The following is a 15681-nucleotide window of genomic DNA, read 5'->3' as shown; positions in this document are numbered from 1 at the left end:
CAAAAGACCCAAGTCCCGCCAAATGGAGAGGACTGACATGAAGACCACTATCGCAATTGCAACGCTGGCCGCCGCGATGCTCGGCAGCGCCGGCATGGCCTCGGCGGATTCGATCCCGGGCATGCGCGGCCACGACCACACCGGCATCACCGTTCCCGATATGAAGCAAGCGGTCGACTTCTTCACCGAAGTGGTCGGCTGCAAGAAGGCGATGTCGTTCGGTCCGTTCGCCGACGACAAGGGCACCTTCATGCAGGATCTCCTGGGCGTCGACCCGAAGGCGGTGATCGAAGAGGTCACCATGGTCCGCTGCGGCTATGGATCGAACATAGAGCTGTTCAAATACACCGCGCCCGACCAGAAGAACCTGACGCCGAAGAACAGCGACATTGGCGGCTTCCACATCGCCTTCTATGTCGACGACGTCGCTGCCGCCAAAGCCTATCTCGAAGGCAAGGGCGTCAAGACGCGGATGGGGCCGCTGCCGGTCAAGGAAGGGCCGGCGGCCGGCCAGACCATCCTCTATTTCCAGGCGCCGTGGGGGCTGCAGCTGGAAGCGATCAGCTATCCCGACGGAATGGCCTATGAGAAGGACGCCGAGACGGTGCTGTGGAGCCCGAAGAACCCGGAAAAGTGATCCGGCAGCGCGCTTGCGCGATGACACGCAGGCGCGCTTTCGCCATGTCAGGACAATCGTTTTGATATAAAACTTTAAGCTTGAAATATCTTGTCGCCGGCGCGATACTGAACTCCAGCAAGCGAAGAGGAGATCGCAGACATGAAGGTTGCGGTTCTCGGCGGCGGACCAGCTGGCCTCTACTTTGCCATTTCGATGAAGCTGAGGGACGCCGCGCACGATGTGACGGTGTTCGAGCGCAACCGCGCCGACGACACGTTCGGCTGGGGCGTCGTGCTGTCGGCCGAGACGCTCGACAATCTGTCGAAAAACGACCCGGTCAGCGCTGTCTGGATCAAGAAGCACTTTGCCTACTGGGACGACATCGCCGTCATCCATGACGGCGTGCGCACGGTCTCGTCAGGTCACGGTTTCTGCGGCATCGGCCGTAAGCGGCTGCTGGTCCTGCTGCAGCGCCGGGCGCGCGAACTCGGCGTCAAGCTGATGTTCGAGACCGACATTGCCGATCCCAAGCCCTACATGGAGACGCATGATCTGGTCGTCGCGGCCGACGGCCTGAACTCCAGGGCGCGCAACGCTTTCGTCGACATCTTCAAGCCCGACATCGACACCCGCAAATGCAAGTTCGTCTGGCTCGGCACCAACCAGAAGTTCGACGACGCCTTCACCTTTATCTTCGAGAAGACCGAGCATGGCTGGGTGTGGGCGCACGCCTACCAGTTCGACAGCGACACCGCGACGTTCATCGTCGAGTGCAGCGAACAGACCTGGGCTGCCTTCGGCTTCGGCGCGATGTCGCAGCAGGAATCGATCGCCGTTTGTGAGCGGATCTTTGAAAAACACCTCGGCGGCCACGCGCTGATGACCAATGCCAACCATATCCGTGGTTCCGCCTGGATCAATTTTCCGCGCGTGCTGTGCGAGCGCTGGTCGTACAAGAATCTGGCACTGATGGGCGATGCGGCGGCCTCAGCGCATTTCTCGATCGGCTCCGGCACCAAGCTGGCCCTGGAAAGTGCCGTGGCTCTGGCCGAGTATGTCGAAACCGAGCCGGACCTCGACGCCGCCTTCCGTAGATATGAGGATGCCCGCCGCACCGAGGTGCTGAAGCTGCAATCGGCGGCGCGCAATTCGCTCGAATGGTTCGAGGAGGTCGAGCGCTATCTCGGCCTCGATCCGGTGCAGTTCAACTATTCGCTTTTGACCCGCTCGCAGCGTATCAGTCACGAGAATCTGCGGCTGCGCGATGCCAAATGGCTTGAAAGCGCCGAAGAATGGTTCCAACGCCAGGCGGGTGCCGGCGGCAACAACCTGCGCCGCGCGCCGATGTTCGCGCCGTTCAAGCTGCGCGACATGAGGCTGCAGAACCGCGTCGTCGTCTCGCCGATGGCGCAGTACAAGGCCGTCGACGGCTGTCCGACCGACTGGCATTTCACCCATTATGCCGAGCGGGCCAAGGGCGGCGCCGGCCTCATCTATATCGAGATGACCTGCGTCAGCCCGGAAGGCCGCATCACGCCTGGTTGTCCCGGTTTCTATGCGCCCGAACATGAGGTGGCGTGGAAGCGGCTGGTCGACTTCGTCCATACCGAAACCGAAGCCAAGATCTGCGCCCAGATCGGCCATTCCGGCGCCAAAGGTTCGACCCGGCTCGGCTGGGAGGGGACCGACGTGCCGCTGGTCTCAGACAACTGGCCGGTGATGGCGGCCTCAGCCGTGGCGTGGTCGCCGCAGAATCAGGTGCCGAAGGCGATGGATCGCGCCGACATGGACCGCGTGCGCGACGAATTCGTGGCTTCGGCCGAGATGGCCGATCGTTGCGGCTTCGACATGCTCGAGATCCACGCTGCGCATGGCTATCTCTTGTCGTCCTTCATCACGCCGGTCACCAACCGGCGCACGGATGAATATGGCGGTTCGCTTGACAATCGGATGCGCTATCCCCTCGAAATCTTCCGCGCGGTGCGCGCTGCCTGGCGGGCGGAGAAGCCGATCTCGATGCGCATTTCGGCCAATGACTGGGTGGGCATCGAGGGCGTCACACCGGCCGACGCGGTGGAGATCGCACGGCTGCTGCTCGAGGCCGGCGTCGACATCTGCGACGTCTCGGCAGGCCAGACCTCGGCACTGGCCAAGCCTGTCTATGGCCGCATGTTCCAGACGCCGTTTTCCGACCGCATCCGCAACGAAGTCGGCATGGCGACGATGGCGGTCGGTAACATCTACGAGCCGGACCATGTCAATTCGATCCTGATGGCCGGCCGCGCCGACCTCGTCGCACTGGCACGGCCGCATCTCGCCGATCCCTACTGGACACTGCATGCCGCCGTCACGCTCGGCGACCGTGGTGTCAAATGGCCGGATGCCTATCTGCCCGGGCGCGACCAGCTCTACCGTCTGGCCGAGCGCGACGCCGCAGCGGGGCTGAAAGTATGACGGCCGCCGCGACGATCCCTGGCAAGCATGCGCTGGTCACAGGCGGCGGCTCCGGCGTCGGGCGGGCCATCGCACTGGCGCTGGCTGCTGCCGGCATCGACGTCACCATCTGCGGCCGCCGGGAAGCGGAACTCGCCAAAGTGGCCGGCGAGAACGACCGCATCTTCGGCATCGCCGCCGATGTCACCGACGAGGCGGCAATGGCGGCGCTCTACCAGAGGGCGCAATCCGCGCGCGGACCCTTCGACATCGTCGTCGCCAATGCCGGCATGGCCGGCAGCGCCCCGGCGCACAAAACCGCGCTCAGCGACTGGCAGCGAACGCTCGACGTCAATCTGACCGGCGCCTTCCTGACGGTGAAGCCGGCGCTGGCCGGCATGGCCGTGCGGAAAACAGGACGAATTGTTTTCATCGCCTCGACCGCCGGCCTGAAAGGCTACGCCTACGTCGCGTCTTACGTCGCCGCCAAGCATGGCGTCGTCGGCCTGATGCGAGCTCTTGCCGCTGAGACGGCGAAATCGGGCGTCACCGTCAACGCGGTGTGCCCAGGCTTTGTGGAAACCGAAATGCTGGAAGAGTCCATCCAGCGCATCATCGAGAAGACCGGCCGCTCGGTCGAGCAAGCGCGGTCAAGCCTCGCCTCGAACAACCCGCAAGGCCGCTTCATCCAGCCGGATGAGGTCGCCGCCGCCGTGCTGTGGCTGTGCGGCGACGCCGCCCAATCGATAACCGGACAGGCGATTTCCATCTCAGGAGGCGAAACATGGTAGCCGGCCCCCTGCCCGCGCCGTCGGGACCCGGCAAGGACCGCTTGCGGCTGTGGATCAGGCTGCTGCGAGCCTCGCGCACGATCGAGGCCGAGCTGCGCGAGCGGCTGAAGAAGGAGTTCAACACGACGCTGCCGCGCTTCGACGTGATGGCAGCACTCTATAGGATGCCGGAAGGCATGCTGATGAGCGACCTGTCGCGCTTCCTGCTGGTCTCCAACGGCAATGTCACGGGCATCGTCGACCGGCTGGTTTCGGAAGGACTTGTCGCCCGCGCGAGGCGCAATGGCGACCGCCGCACGTCGATGGTGCGGCTGACCGAGGAAGGCACGCAAGCCTTCGCCACAATCGCCGCGGCGCATGAAGGCTGGATCGGTGAATTGCTGGGCAAGGTCAGCGAGGACGACGCGCGCCGGCTGACCGGCATGCTGACCTCGTTTCGCAGCAACTGGGAGGGACGCGAATGACCGCAATGGCCGGGCGCAAGCCGAAGCATTTCCTGTGGGAGGTCGAGGGCAGGATCGCCAAGGTCCGGCTCGACCGGCCGGAGCGCAAGAACCCGCTGACCTTCGACAGCTATGCCGAGCTGCGCGACACGTTCCGCGACCTCGTCTATGCCGACGATGTCGACGCCGTGGTGTTCCTCTCCAATGGCGGCAATTTCTGCTCCGGCGGCGATGTCCACGACATTATCGGCCCGCTGGTCAAGATGGACATGAAGGAGCTCTTGGCCTTCACCCGCATGACCGGCGATTTCGTCAAGGCGATGCTGAATTGCGGCAAGCCGATCATTGCTGCGGTCGACGGTGTCGCGGTCGGCGCCGGCGCCATCATTGCGATGAGCTCCGATATCCGCATCGCCACGCCGGAAGCCAAGACCGCATTCCTGTTCACCCGCGTCGGCCTCGCCGGCTGCGACATGGGCGCCTGCGCGATCCTGCCGCGCATCATCGGCCAGGGCCGCGCCGCCGAACTGCTCTACACCGGCCGCACCATGATGGCTGATGAAGGCGAACGCTGGGGGTTTTATAACCGGCTGGTCGATGCCGCCTTGCTGGAGGCCGACGCGCTCGACATGGCGGCGCGCATCGTCTCCGGCCCGACCTTTGCGCACGGCATCACCAAGACGCAGCTCAACCAGGAATGGTCGATGGGTCTCGACCAGGCGATCGAGGCGGAAGCGCAGGCGCAAGCGATCTGCATGCAGACCCGCGACTTCGAGCGCGCCTACAAGGCGTTCGTGGCCAAGGAAAAGCCGGTGTTCGAGGGAGATTGAGGATGATGCGTTCCGTGGAGACGTCGGCGGGGCAGCGCCCCCCTCTGTCCTGCCGGACATCTCCCCCTCCAAGGGGGAGATCGGCTGTCGCGCACGCCTTCGCAAATCGCCAACGTCTCAAGAAGGGCGCCGACGTCGACGTTGCCAATCTCCCCCCTAGAGGGGGAGATGTCCGGCAGGACAGAGGGGGGCGCCGTAGAGCGCAGGGCCTGGAGAATAGTGGTGGAAGCACCCATGCCTGATCGTTCCTTCCTCCATTGGCCGTTCTTCGAAGACCGCCATCGTCAGCTCGCCGAGCGCCTCGACGTATGGTGCGCGAAAAACCTGCCGGTCTCCCACCATGATGTCGACGCCGCCTGCCGCGAGCTGGTCAGCAAGCTCGGGCGAGACGGCTGGCTGAAGCCGACGGCGATCGACCCAGACAATCCTGGCCCCCTCGACGTCCGCACTTTGTGTATCACGCGCGAGACACTCGCCCGTCATGACGGGTTGGCCGATTTCGCCTTCGCCATGCAGGGGCTTGGCACCGGCGCGCTCAGCCTGTTCGGTACGCCGGAGCAGCAGCAATGGCTTTCGAAGACACGTGCCGGCAAGGCGATATCAGCCTTTGCCCTGTCGGAACCGCGCTCGGGATCGGATGTCGCCAACACGGAAATGACGGCGACCCGCGACGGCGACAATTACGTTCTGTCGGGTGAAAAGACCTGGATCTCCAATGGCGGCATCGCCGACCTCTATGTCGTCTTTGCCCGCACCGGCGAGGCGCCGGGCGCCAAGGGGCTTTCCGCCTTCCTCGTGCCTGGCGACGCCAGGGGCCTTGGCATCGCGGAACGGCTGGAAGTGATCGCGCCGCATCCGCTGGCACGGCTGTCTTTCGATCAGGTCCGCCTGCCGGCCGCTGCGCTGATCGGCAGACCCGGCGACGGCTTCCGCATCGCCATGTCGGTGCTCGACGTGTTCCGCTCGACCGTCGGGGCGGCGGCACTCGGCTTTGCCCGCCGCGCGCTGGATGAAAGCATCAAACGGGTGGCCGAGCGCAAACTGTTCGGCGCGCCGATGGCCGAGCTGCAAATGGTGCAGGGCCACATCGCCGATATGGCGCTCGACGTCGATGCGGCGGCGCTTCTGGTCTACCGCGCCGCCTGGACCAAGGACATGGGCGCGCCCCGCGTCACCCGCGAGGCGGCGATGGCCAAGCTGTTTGCCACCGACAAGGCGCAAGAGGTCATCGACAAGACCGTGCAGCTGCATGGCGGCGACGGCGTCCGCAAAGGCCATATCGTCGAAAGCCTGTATCGCGAGATCCGCGCGCTGCGCATCTACGAGGGTGCCTCCGACGTGCAGAAAGTGGTGATCGCGCGGCAAGTGATGGGCGCGGCCTGACGGCAGAGATTTTGACGAGCGTTCGATTTTGAAAATTGGGTTTTGGAATACCGGGAGGTTTTGAATGCACAGGATTCTGCAGCCCGAAGGCTGGGCAAAACCTGTCGGCTACGCCAATGGCGTCGCGGCACGCGGGCAGCTCGTCTTCGTCGGCGGACAGGTCGGCTGGAACGGGCAATGCCAGTTCGAGACCGACGATTTTGTCGGCCAGGTGCGGCAAACGCTTCAGAACATCGTCGCGGTGCTGGCGGAAGCCGGTGCCGGGCCGCAGCACATCACCTCGATGACCTGGTATTTCACCGACAAGGCCGAATACCTCGCCAATCTCAGGGGCATCGGCGAGGCCTATCGCGAGGTGATCGGCCGGCATTTTCCGGCGATGGCCGCCATGCAGGTGGTGGCGCTGGTAGAGGACCGGGCCAAGGTGGAGATTCAGGCAACTGCCGTCATCCCGGAATAGGGAGTTCGTTCGTCCGGAGTAAACGCCCCTCGCTTCGTCATCCACGGGCGGAGCAAGGAGCGAAGCGACGCGGCGCAGACCCGAGGATCCATGCCGGGACCTCAAAGCGTTGCAGCAATGCATGGTTCTGCTCCGTCGCACTTGCTGGCCGATGTCGCGGCATGGATCCTCGGGTCTCCGCGACGGAGCTTCGCTCCTGCTCCGCCCGTGGATGACGAAGTTGGGGAGGCTTCGGCAAATTCCGAATGCTCTACCTAAACTGATGATGAAATCCCTGACCGCCAACAGGCAGCCGCTTCCCGGAGCAAAGCTACTATTCGCGCAGTCCCGCCTGTCTCAAAATCGGCAGCACGTGATCGCAGAAATAGGGCAACTCCCTGGTGTAGTTGACGAAGGACAGCGCGATGCCCTGATAGCCATGCCCGGCGATGGCGGCCATGTCGGCGGCGATCGTTTCCGGCGTTCCAATCAGCGGATAGGTACCGGCGCCGCCGGCGAAGCGTTGCCGGTAGCGGTCATAGGCATGCGGGTCGTGCGACTGCGAGAATTCCTTCTTGCCCGCCATATGGGCATCGACAGCTTCGTGATCGGCCATATCGACCGCATAGCTGTTATAATAGGCCTGCGCCTCTTCCATCGTCGGGCGGCAGACGACATGCGCCACAGTGTAGACGCCGACATCGCGACCTGCCTTGTCGGCCCGCTCGCTGATATCGGCGACATGCTTGCCGGCATCGCTCATCTCGGAAAAAGTCGTGAACAGATAGTCGCACCGGGCGGCGGCGAAATCGCGGCCCGGCCCGCCGAACGCGGCGTTCATGGTCACCGGTCGCGGAACCTGCAGGCTGGCCGGCCGGCTGACAGCCTCCTTGAGGCGATAGTAGGTGCCTTCGTAATCGAGCGGCTCGGCCGAGGCATAAAGCTTTTCCAGGATTTCGATCCATTCGGCCGCCTGGTCGTAGCCCTTCTCGACCAAAGGCGTGCCGAACATGCCGAATTCCTTCGGGTTCCAGCCGCAGACGATGTTCAAGCCCGCGCGGCCCTGGCTGATATGGTCGACCGTCGCCAGCGCCTTGGCGGCATAGAGCGGATGCACCAGCGGCACATGCACGGTCATGAACAGGCCGATCTGCTCGGTGGCCATGGCAAGCGCCGCCGCCCAGGTGAAGGTCTCGAACGACCATTCCCGCACCTTGTTACGACCGCCGAAGCCGCGCCAGCGCGCGATCGGCAGTATGAACTCCAGACCTGCCCGGTCCGCGATCTGCGCCGCCGTCACATTGTCCTGCCAGCTCGCCGTCCAGCGTTCCGGAACGTCTGTGATAGCAAGGCCGCCATCGGCATTGGTCGAAAAGACGCCGAGCTTCAGTCTGTTCGGGCCGTGCAAGGGATGTGGTTTGTTCATGTCGCGACCTCCCGGCGAAGATCGCACGCTAGGCCCGTGCGAAGATATTTCAAGCCTGAAATAGCTTCGCGTCGCCATCGCTTGCGGGTATCGGTTCCAGTGGTCCGCACCGTGTCCGCGACGCAACGGACACCACAGCTTTTTAAGCTTAAAACTTTCGCCTTGAAAAGCGCCGCACTTTGGATAAGCATTCCAGAGTCGATGGCGATTGCCGTGCGGGACGGGCTTGCCGGCCAGTCCATCGCGCAGACCAGTCCATCGTGCCGGCCAGTCCATCGTGGGTGCTCCGGATGGGAGTCTCAGTTCTTGTCGTTCATACTGCCCCAGTCATCATCCAACACGCGCCATGCCTTCGATGACGTGCGCGCGGATTCGCGGTCTGCAACACACAAAATCGCCAACCGTGACCGCATGGTCGCTGCCATGAATTGACGCCCTGCGTGAAGCGGGGCGGCAAAAAACCGTGCGGGAGCAACCCGCCCGATCAACAACAGAGGGAACACAAATGAGCTTCACGCGCCGCAAATTGCTTCTTCTTGCCGCCGCCATCGGCATCGCCGCCGGCCCCGCCACCGCTTATGCCGCGGATGTGCTGAATGTCGGCGCCTATCCGACCAATCCGCCCTTCGAATTCAAGAACGAGGGCGGCACTTTCGAAGGCTTCGAAGTCGACATCGTCAACGAAGCGGCCAAGCGCATCGGCATGACCACCGACATCGCCGATCTCGGCTTTCAGGCGCTGTTTGCCGCCACCACGTCGAAGCGCATCGACGTCGCCATCTCGTCGATCACCATCACGGCGGAGCGGCTGAAGTCACAGTCGTTCACGCAGCCCTATTATGATTCAGACATGGGCATCGCCACCAAGACCGACAGCGCGATCAAGGCCGAGGCCGACCTCAAGGGCAAGATCATCGGCGTGCTGTCCGGCTCGACCGGCGAGACCTGGGTCAAGGCGCATCAGGAAGCCGACGGCTTCAGCGATGTGAAGGGTTATGACACGCAGCAGAACCTGCTGCTCGACCTCAGCGCCGGCCGCGTCGATGCCGCCGTCAGCGACATTCCGGGCATGGAGTATTCCTTCACCAAGATGAAGGACCTGGTGGTCAAGGAGCGCATCAAGACCGGTGAGCAATACGGCCTGATGATGACCAAGGACCACCCGCTGCTCGGCAAGCTGAACGACGCGCTAAGCGCGATGAAGAAGGACGGCACGTTGGCCGCCATCCACAAGAAGTGGTTCGGCAGCGACGCGCCCGCCGACTCTTCGACCATGAAGGAAATGCCGCTGCCGAAGGCCTGAGCTGAAAGCTGCGCTGACATCGTGCCGGCTTTCCAGGCCGGCACGATTCATTTCATGCTCCAGCGCCGGCTTCCGCACAGACCGCCTCGCCATCTGCGAGGCATATTGGTTTTAACCTGAGCATGATTGCTCTCGGGTTCGGGAACGCTCCCATGTCGCTGCTGGATACCTTCTTCAACCCCGACGTCATCATGTCCAGCCTGCCGGCGCTGCTGCGCGGCTTCCTGAACACGCTGCTGCTCGGCATTTTGAGCATCGGCATCGGCATCCCCATCGGCCTGGGGATCAGCCTGGTGCGGCTCTATGCGCCGAAGCCGCTGCGCTGGCTTGCGGTCGGCTACACCGACATCTTCCGCGCCCTGCCTGTGCTGGTCGTGCTGATCCTGATCTACTATGCGCTGCCCTTCCTCGGCATACGCCTGTCGTCCTGGGCGTCGGCGGTGACTGCCTTCGCCTTCATCATGTCGGCTTACTCGGCCGAAGTGTTCCGCTCCGGCATCGAAAGCATTCCGCGTGGCCAATTCGAGGCGTCGCAGGCGCTTGGCCTGCCGTTCCTCTTGACCTTGCGCAAGGTGGTGCTGCCGCAAGCGATCCGCGTCGTCATCCCGCCGATGACCAGCAACTGCGTCTCGATGTTCAAGGACACCTCGCTCGCCTCCACCGTGGCGCTGCCGGAACTCTTGAAGGAGGCGACCAACGCGCAGTCGCTCTACGCCAACCCCTCGCCGCTGATCGGCGCAGCCCTTGTCTATCTCATCTTTCTCTGGCCGATGGTCCGCCTCGTCAGCCTGCTTGAAGAGCGCTTCAAGACCGAAAAGAAGCGCTGACCTCGTCAACCGATCCCACCCCGCCCAAGTCCTCCGCAGGAGCCTACCCCGTGAACAAGCATCAAACCGACAATGCGAATGCCACCGCGTTCCCCGTCGACGCCATCCGCGCCATGTTTCCGGCCTTGCAGCAGGCCGGCGACTTCATCTTTTTGGACAATGCCGCCGGCGCGCAGATCCCGCAGAGCGTGCTCGACGCGGTGACCAACCATCTGGTTTCGCACAATGTGCAGCGTGGCGGCCGCTATGGCCGCAGCGTCACCGTCGACCAGTCGGTCGCCGATGCGCGCACAAGCGTCGCGCTGCTGATCAATGCCTATAGCCCGGCGGAAATCTGCTTCGGCATGAACGCCACCTCGTTCATCCGCCTGGTCAGCCTCGGCATCGGCCAGATGCTGCAGGAGCGCGACGAGATCGTCATCACCGACATGGACCATGACGCCAACATCGCGACCTGGCTGGCTCTGGAGTCCGCCGGTGCAAAGTTCAAATGGTGGCGCATGCGCGAGGACGGCAATCTGCATGTCGACGATCTGCGCCCGCTGGTTTCCGACCGTACCCGCCTCGTCGCCTGCACGGTCACCGCGCATTCGATCGGCTCGATCGTCGATGTCGCTTCGGTGGCAGAGATCGCGCACGCGGTCGGCGCCGAAGTGTTCCTCGACTGCGTGCATTACGGACCGCATGGGCTGATCGACGTGCAGGCCTGGGATTGCGACTATCTCGTCTGCTCCGGCTACAAGAATTTCTCGCCGCATATGGGCTTCCTGTGGGGCCGCTTCGAAACGCTGAAGCGGCTGCCGACCTTCCGCGAGGATTTCATCCCCAACGAGCCGCCGTACAAGGTCGAGGCCGGCACCTTCATCTACGAGAACGTCTCCGGCATGGATGCGGCCGTGCAGTATCTGGAACTGATCGGCCGCAATCTGGCGCCGTCCAACAACCGCTCCCGGCGCGACAACATCGTTGCCGGCATGGGCTCCATCCGCGACTACGAGCTGGTGCTGGCCCGTGAGATGCTCGCCGTGCTGAAAAGTTGCGGCGCGACCATCTACGGTGTTGCCGACGAGGCCCGCATCACCGAGCGCGTGCCGACCTTCTGCTTCAACATCGGCACACTGTCGCCGCAGCGGATCGTCGAGGAAATGGCCGAGATGCAGATCGGCATCCGCGACGGCCACATGTATGCGCCGCGACTGATGAAGCGTCTCAACCTCTCGATGGACAGCGGCGCCATCCGGGCCTCGCTGGTCCACTACAACACGGTCGAGGAGATCCACCGTTTCGGCGAGGCACTGCGCGCGATTATCGCGAAGCTGTCGTGAGAGGCGGCCTCTCCAGCGTCGTCATCCACGGGCGGAACAAGGAGCGTAGCGACGCAGTGCAGACCCGAGGATCCATGCCGTGATGTTCGAGTGTTGCCACGGTGCAGAATTCTGCTCCGCTGCACCCTTCGGCTGAGGTAACGGCATGGATCCTAGAGTCTGCGCGACGCTTCGCGCCGCTCCGCCCTAGGATGACGAAGAGACGTTAAGCCGCCTTCTTCTTCGCCAGTCTTGCCTTGATCGAGGCGACGTCGGCACGCGGGGTCGCGGCGAACAGCGTCCTGGTGTAGCTGTGCTTGGGGTCGGCGAAGACCTCGTCGCGCGAGCCGTATTCGACCGCCTCGCCGAAATACATCACCATCACATCGTCGGCGATGTAGCGCACCACGGACAGATCGTGGCTGATGAAGACATAGGTCAGCTGGAACTCGTCCTGCAGGTCGGCGAGAAGGTTCAGCACCTGTGCCTGCACGGAAAGATCTAGCGCCGAGACCGGCTCGTCCAGCACCAGCAGGCTTGGGTTGAGCATCAGCGCGCGGGCAATGGCAATGCGCTGGCGCTGGCCGCCCGAGAACATATGGGGATAGCGGTTGTAGTGCTCGTGGCCGAGGCCGACCTTCTTCAGCATCTTCATCGCAAGGTCGCGCCGCTCGGCCGCCGGCTTGTCGGTGTTGATCAGCAGAGGCTCGCCCAGCACGTCGCCGATCTTCTGGCGCGGATTGAGCGATCCATAGGGATTCTGGAAGACGATCTGGACCTTGCGGCGCATCTCTTTGGTCAATCCGCCCTTGGCGATGTCGACCTTGTTGCCGTCGATGAACAGGTCGCCTGACGTCGCCGGATCGATCAGCGTGATGATGCGGGCGAGCGTCGACTTGCCGCAGCCGCTTTCGCCGACGATGGCCAGCGTCTTGCCCTTGTCTACCTTGAAGGACACGCCCTTGACCGCGTGCACGGTGCGCGGCCCGGTGAACAGGCCACCACCGATGTGGTAGTCGCGGACAATGTTCTTGCCTTCGAGAACCGTGGTGCTCATGAGGCGGCTCCAACTGCCGAAGGCGCCGGCTCGAACAGCATGTCGGAAACGGTCGGCAGCCGGTCGCCGACGGCGTTCTCCGGCAAAGCCGACAACAGCGCCCGCGTGTAATTGCTTTTCGGCGATTCGAACAACGACAGCACGTCGGCCTCTTCCATCTTGCGGCCCTTGTACTGGACGATGACGCGATCGGCGGTCTCGGCCACCACGCCCATATTGTGGGTGATCATGATCAGTCCCATGCCGTATTTTGCCTGCAGCGAAACCAGCAGATCGAGGATCTGCTTCTGGATGGTGACGTCGAGCGCCGTCGTCGGCTCGTCGGCGATCAGCAGCTTCGGATTGCAGGCGATGGCGATGGCGATCATGACGCGCTGGCATTGGCCGCCCGACATCTGGTGCGGAAACGAGCTCAGCCGTTCTTCCGGATCGGCGATGCCGACCAGCTTCATCAATTCGATGGCGCGGGCCCGCCGCTGAGCGCGATCCATACCCATATGGAAGCGCAGCACCTCCTCGATCTGGAAGCCGACGGTGAAGCACGGATTGAGGCTGGCGATCGGCTCCTGGAAGATCATCGAGATGTCCTTGCCGACGATCTTGCGGCGTTCGGACGGGCTGAGCTTCAGGAGATCGACGCCGTCGAAGGCCATGCGGTCTGCCTTGACGGTTGCCGTGTTGGGCAACAGGCCCATCACCGCGAGCATCGCCACGGACTTGCCGGAACCGGACTCGCCTACAATCGCCAGCACTTCGCGCGGCTCGATCGAGAGGTCGATGCCTTGCACGGCCATGAACGGTCCGGCCGCGGTGTCGAAGGAAACGGTGAGGTTCTTGATCTCGAGCAGAGGCATGCTCACGACCTCTTCAGCTTGGGGTCGAGCGCGTCGCGCAGGCCGTCGCCGATCAGGTTGATGGCGAAGACGGTGATCAGGATGGCGAGGCCCGGGAAGGTCACCACCCACCAGGCGCGCAGGATGAACTCGCGCGCTTCGGCCAGCATGGTTCCCCATTCCGGCGTCGGCGGCTGCGCGCCCATGCCGAGGAAGCCAAGGGCCGCCGCCTCGAGGATGGCGTTGGAGAAGGACAGCGTCGCCTGCACGATCAGCGGCGCGATGCAGTTGGGCAGGATGGTGACCAGCATCAGCCTGAGATGGCTGGCCCCGGCGACCTTGGCCGAGACGACATATTCGCGGGTCTTCTCGGCCATCACGGCGGCGCGGGTGAGCCGGGCGAAATGCGGCTGCAGCACAAAGGCGATGGCGATCATGGCGTTGACGAGGCCAGGGCCGAGAACCGCGACAAGCACCAGGGCCAGCAGCAGCGACGGGAAGGCCAGGATGATGTCCATGATGCGCATGATCAGCGTGTCGACCCAGCCGCGGCAGTAGCCGGCGAGCAGGCCGAGAATGACGCCTGAGATCAGCGCTGACGTGACGACGACGAAGCCGATGGCGAGCGAGAACCGCGAGCCGTAGATCAGCCGCGACAGCATATCGCGGCCGACAGCGTCGGTGCCGAGCAGGAACTGCGCGTTGCCGCCTTCCTGCCAGGCCGGCGGCGTCAGGAAGAAGTCGCGGAACTGATCGTCCGGCGAATGGGGCGCCAGCAGCGGCGCGAAGATGGCGATCAGGATCAGCAGCGCAAAGACGAAGAGCCCGATCACCGCGCCCTTGTTGACGGAGAAGTAGTGCCAGAACTCGCCGAACATCTGCAGCCTGGCGTCCTGCGGCTTGACGACGGTCGCGGCTTCGATGGTGGCTGGGCCTTCGTTGCTCATGTCAGTTGGCCCGGATGCGTGGGTTGATGACGGCGTAGAGCACGTCGACGATGAGGTTGACCGACATGACGATCAGCGCGATCAAAAGCAACCCGCCCTGCACGGTGAAATAGTCGCGCTTGGAAATGGCGTCGATCATCCATTTGCCGATGCCGGGCCAGGAGAAGATGCTCTCGGTCAGGATGGCGCCGGTCAAAAGCGTGCCGACCTGCAGGCCGATGGTGGTGACGACCGGGATCAGCGCGTTGCGGAAGGCATGCAGGCCGATGACGCGGCGCGGCGCCAGGCCCTTGGCACGCGCGGTGCGGACATAGTCCTCACCCAGCACTTCGAGCATTGCCGAGCGCGTCTGCCTGGCGATGACTGCGAGCGGGATAGTGCCGAGCACGATCGTGGGCAGGACGAGGTGCGACAGTGCCGAGCGGAATGCGCCCTTCTGGCCCGAGATCAGCGAATCGATGGTCATGAAACCGGTCACCGGCTTGAAGAAATAGAGAAGGTCGATGCGGCCGGAAACCGGCGTCCAGTGCAGCGTGCCAGAAAACACGATGATCAGCAGCAGGCCCCACCAGAAGATCGGCATGGAATAGCCAGCCAGCGCCGTGCCCATGGTCAGCTGGTCGAACCAGGAGCCGCGGCGGATGGCGGCGAAGATGCCGGCGGCGACACCCAGGACAACGGCAAAGATCATGGCAAAGATGGCGAGTTCGACCGTTGCCGGGAAGCGCACCAGGAAATCCTTGAGCACCGGCGTCTTGGTGGAAAACGAGGTGCCGAAATCACCGCCGAGGATGTTGGTCAGATAGGTCAGATATTGTTGCCATATCGGCAGGTCGAAACCGAACTGGTGCATCAGCGCCGAGTGACGTTCGGGCGACAGGCCGCGTTCGCCCGCAAGCACCAGCACCGGATCACCGGGCAGGATGCGCACGAAGCCAAAGGCGAGGATGGTTATCCCGATGAAGGTCGGGATGATGAGGGCGAGCTTGCCGAGGATATAACGCAGCATGGCGGGCGAGTGGGGGCGTCACCACATGGTGGCGCCC

The 15681-nt window shown here is 63.5% G+C and carries 15 protein-coding genes; 10 read left to right on the top strand and 5 right to left on the bottom strand.

The window, feature by feature from the left end; all coding sequences use genetic code 11:
• Nucleotides 1-37: 37 nt before the first annotated feature.
• From NP945_RS06650 to NP945_RS06620, 7 genes are all read left to right on the top strand, one after another.
• A complete protein-coding gene (locus tag NP945_RS06650) occupies nucleotides 38-637 on the top strand; it encodes a VOC family protein (RefSeq protein WP_128308725.1) in 600 nt (199 codons plus the stop codon).
• A 141-nt stretch (nucleotides 638-778) separates the two neighbouring features.
• Nucleotides 779-3073: a bifunctional salicylyl-CoA 5-hydroxylase/oxidoreductase gene (locus NP945_RS06645; RefSeq protein WP_256745898.1), complete on the top strand. Its 2295-nt coding sequence runs from the start codon at nucleotides 779-781 to the stop codon at nucleotides 3071-3073.
• Nucleotides 3070-3843: an SDR family NAD(P)-dependent oxidoreductase gene (locus tag NP945_RS06640; RefSeq protein WP_256745897.1), complete on the top strand. Its 774-nt coding sequence runs from the start codon at nucleotides 3070-3072 to the stop codon at nucleotides 3841-3843. Before NP945_RS06645 ends, NP945_RS06640 begins: the two co-directional genes overlap by 4 nt.
• On the top strand, nucleotides 3837-4307 hold the full coding sequence (locus NP945_RS06635) for a MarR family winged helix-turn-helix transcriptional regulator (RefSeq protein WP_127271381.1): 471 nt from the start codon (nucleotides 3837-3839) through the stop codon (nucleotides 4305-4307). The genes NP945_RS06640 and NP945_RS06635 overlap by 7 nt, the downstream gene beginning before the upstream one ends.
• On the top strand, nucleotides 4304-5116 hold the full coding sequence (locus NP945_RS06630; protein WP_256745896.1) for an enoyl-CoA hydratase family protein: 813 nt from the start codon (nucleotides 4304-4306) through the stop codon (nucleotides 5114-5116). The genes NP945_RS06635 and NP945_RS06630 overlap by 4 nt, the downstream gene beginning before the upstream one ends.
• 234 nt (nucleotides 5117-5350) lie before the next feature.
• Nucleotides 5351-6499, top strand: coding sequence for an acyl-CoA dehydrogenase family protein (locus NP945_RS06625; RefSeq protein ID WP_256745895.1), 1149 nt, complete (start codon nucleotides 5351-5353; stop codon nucleotides 6497-6499).
• 64 nt (nucleotides 6500-6563) lie between these two features.
• The gene (locus NP945_RS06620) at nucleotides 6564-6959 is read left to right on the top strand and encodes a RidA family protein (RefSeq protein ID WP_023811478.1); all 396 of its coding nucleotides are present in this window, start codon (nucleotides 6564-6566) and stop codon (nucleotides 6957-6959) included.
• Between the two features lie 313 nt (nucleotides 6960-7272).
• On the opposite strand, the gene NP945_RS06615 is transcribed toward NP945_RS06620, so the two are convergent.
• Nucleotides 7273-8364, bottom strand: a complete 1092-nt coding sequence (locus tag NP945_RS06615; RefSeq protein ID WP_256745894.1) for an LLM class flavin-dependent oxidoreductase — start codon at nucleotides 8362-8364, stop codon at nucleotides 7273-7275.
• 505 nt (nucleotides 8365-8869) lie between these two features.
• Between NP945_RS06615 and NP945_RS06610 the strand changes: the two genes are divergently transcribed.
• The 3 genes from NP945_RS06610 (at nucleotide 8870) to NP945_RS06600 (ending at nucleotide 11819) form a co-directional block, all read left to right on the top strand.
• The gene (locus NP945_RS06610; protein ID WP_027039649.1) at nucleotides 8870-9667 is read left to right on the top strand and encodes an ABC transporter substrate-binding protein; all 798 of its coding nucleotides are present in this window, start codon (nucleotides 8870-8872) and stop codon (nucleotides 9665-9667) included.
• Between the two features lie 152 nt (nucleotides 9668-9819).
• Nucleotides 9820-10494, top strand: coding sequence for an amino acid ABC transporter permease (locus NP945_RS06605; RefSeq protein ID WP_023811481.1), 675 nt, complete (start codon nucleotides 9820-9822; stop codon nucleotides 10492-10494).
• Between the two features lie 50 nt (nucleotides 10495-10544).
• The gene (locus tag NP945_RS06600) at nucleotides 10545-11819 is read left to right on the top strand and encodes a cysteine desulfurase-like protein (protein WP_256745893.1); all 1275 of its coding nucleotides are present in this window, start codon (nucleotides 10545-10547) and stop codon (nucleotides 11817-11819) included.
• 205 nt (nucleotides 11820-12024) lie between these two features.
• Here the strand turns inward: NP945_RS06600 and NP945_RS06595 are convergent, their stop codons facing one another.
• From NP945_RS06595 to NP945_RS06580, 4 genes are all read right to left on the bottom strand, one after another.
• Nucleotides 12025-12855 carry a dipeptide ABC transporter ATP-binding protein gene (locus NP945_RS06595; protein ID WP_023811483.1) on the bottom strand — a complete coding sequence of 277 codons (831 nt, stop codon included), beginning with the start codon at nucleotides 12853-12855 and terminating at the stop codon, nucleotides 12025-12027.
• Nucleotides 12852-13709, bottom strand: a complete 858-nt coding sequence (locus tag NP945_RS06590) for an ABC transporter ATP-binding protein (RefSeq protein WP_256746147.1) — start codon at nucleotides 13707-13709, stop codon at nucleotides 12852-12854. Before NP945_RS06590 ends, NP945_RS06595 begins: the two co-directional genes overlap by 4 nt.
• A gap of 2 nt (nucleotides 13710-13711) precedes the next feature.
• The gene (locus NP945_RS06585; RefSeq protein ID WP_224618710.1) at nucleotides 13712-14566 is read right to left on the bottom strand and encodes an ABC transporter permease subunit; all 855 of its coding nucleotides are present in this window, start codon (nucleotides 14564-14566) and stop codon (nucleotides 13712-13714) included.
• A gap of 70 nt (nucleotides 14567-14636) precedes the next feature.
• On the bottom strand, nucleotides 14637-15644 hold the full coding sequence (locus tag NP945_RS06580; protein WP_256745892.1) for an ABC transporter permease subunit: 1008 nt from the start codon (nucleotides 15642-15644) through the stop codon (nucleotides 14637-14639).
• Between the last annotated feature and the right edge of the window lie 37 nt (nucleotides 15645-15681).

Origin of the sequence: Mesorhizobium sp. LMG17149 (assembly GCF_024518695.1) — a bacterium.
GTDB lineage: Bacteria > Pseudomonadota > Alphaproteobacteria > Rhizobiales > Rhizobiaceae > Mesorhizobium.
The sequence above is the reverse complement of the archived record's forward strand: the minus strand, read 5'-3'. Positions and strand labels throughout refer to the sequence as shown.

What these genes read in the sequence shown, in the direction of transcription:
- NP945_RS06650 (WP_128308725.1), top strand. Translation starts at nt 38, where the DNA reads ATGAAGACCACTATCGCAATTGCAACGCTGGCCGCCGCGATGCTCGGC.
- NP945_RS06645 (WP_256745898.1), top strand. Translation starts at nt 779, where the DNA reads ATGAAGGTTGCGGTTCTCGGCGGCGGACCAGCTGGCCTCTACTTTGCC.
- NP945_RS06640 (WP_256745897.1), top strand. Translation starts at nt 3,070, where the DNA reads ATGACGGCCGCCGCGACGATCCCTGGCAAGCATGCGCTGGTCACAGGC.
- NP945_RS06635 (WP_127271381.1), top strand. Translation starts at nt 3,837, where the DNA reads ATGGTAGCCGGCCCCCTGCCCGCGCCGTCGGGACCCGGCAAGGACCGC.
- NP945_RS06630 (WP_256745896.1), top strand. Translation starts at nt 4,304, where the DNA reads ATGACCGCAATGGCCGGGCGCAAGCCGAAGCATTTCCTGTGGGAGGTC.
- NP945_RS06625 (WP_256745895.1), top strand. Translation starts at nt 5,351, where the DNA reads ATGCCTGATCGTTCCTTCCTCCATTGGCCGTTCTTCGAAGACCGCCAT.
- NP945_RS06620 (WP_023811478.1), top strand. Translation starts at nt 6,564, where the DNA reads ATGCACAGGATTCTGCAGCCCGAAGGCTGGGCAAAACCTGTCGGCTAC.
- NP945_RS06615 (WP_256745894.1), bottom strand. Translation starts at nt 8,364, where the DNA reads ATGAACAAACCACATCCCTTGCACGGCCCGAACAGACTGAAGCTCGGC.
- NP945_RS06610 (WP_027039649.1), top strand. Translation starts at nt 8,870, where the DNA reads ATGAGCTTCACGCGCCGCAAATTGCTTCTTCTTGCCGCCGCCATCGGC.
- NP945_RS06605 (WP_023811481.1), top strand. Translation starts at nt 9,820, where the DNA reads ATGTCGCTGCTGGATACCTTCTTCAACCCCGACGTCATCATGTCCAGC.
- NP945_RS06595 (WP_023811483.1), bottom strand. Translation starts at nt 12,855, where the DNA reads ATGAGCACCACGGTTCTCGAAGGCAAGAACATTGTCCGCGACTACCAC.
- NP945_RS06590 (WP_256746147.1), bottom strand. Translation starts at nt 13,709, where the DNA reads ATGCCTCTGCTCGAGATCAAGAACCTCACCGTTTCCTTCGACACCGCG.
- NP945_RS06585 (WP_224618710.1), bottom strand. Translation starts at nt 14,566, where the DNA reads ATGTTCGGCGAGTTCTGGCACTACTTCTCCGTCAACAAGGGCGCGGTG.
- NP945_RS06580 (WP_256745892.1), bottom strand. Translation starts at nt 15,644, where the DNA reads ATGCTGCGTTATATCCTCGGCAAGCTCGCCCTCATCATCCCGACCTTC.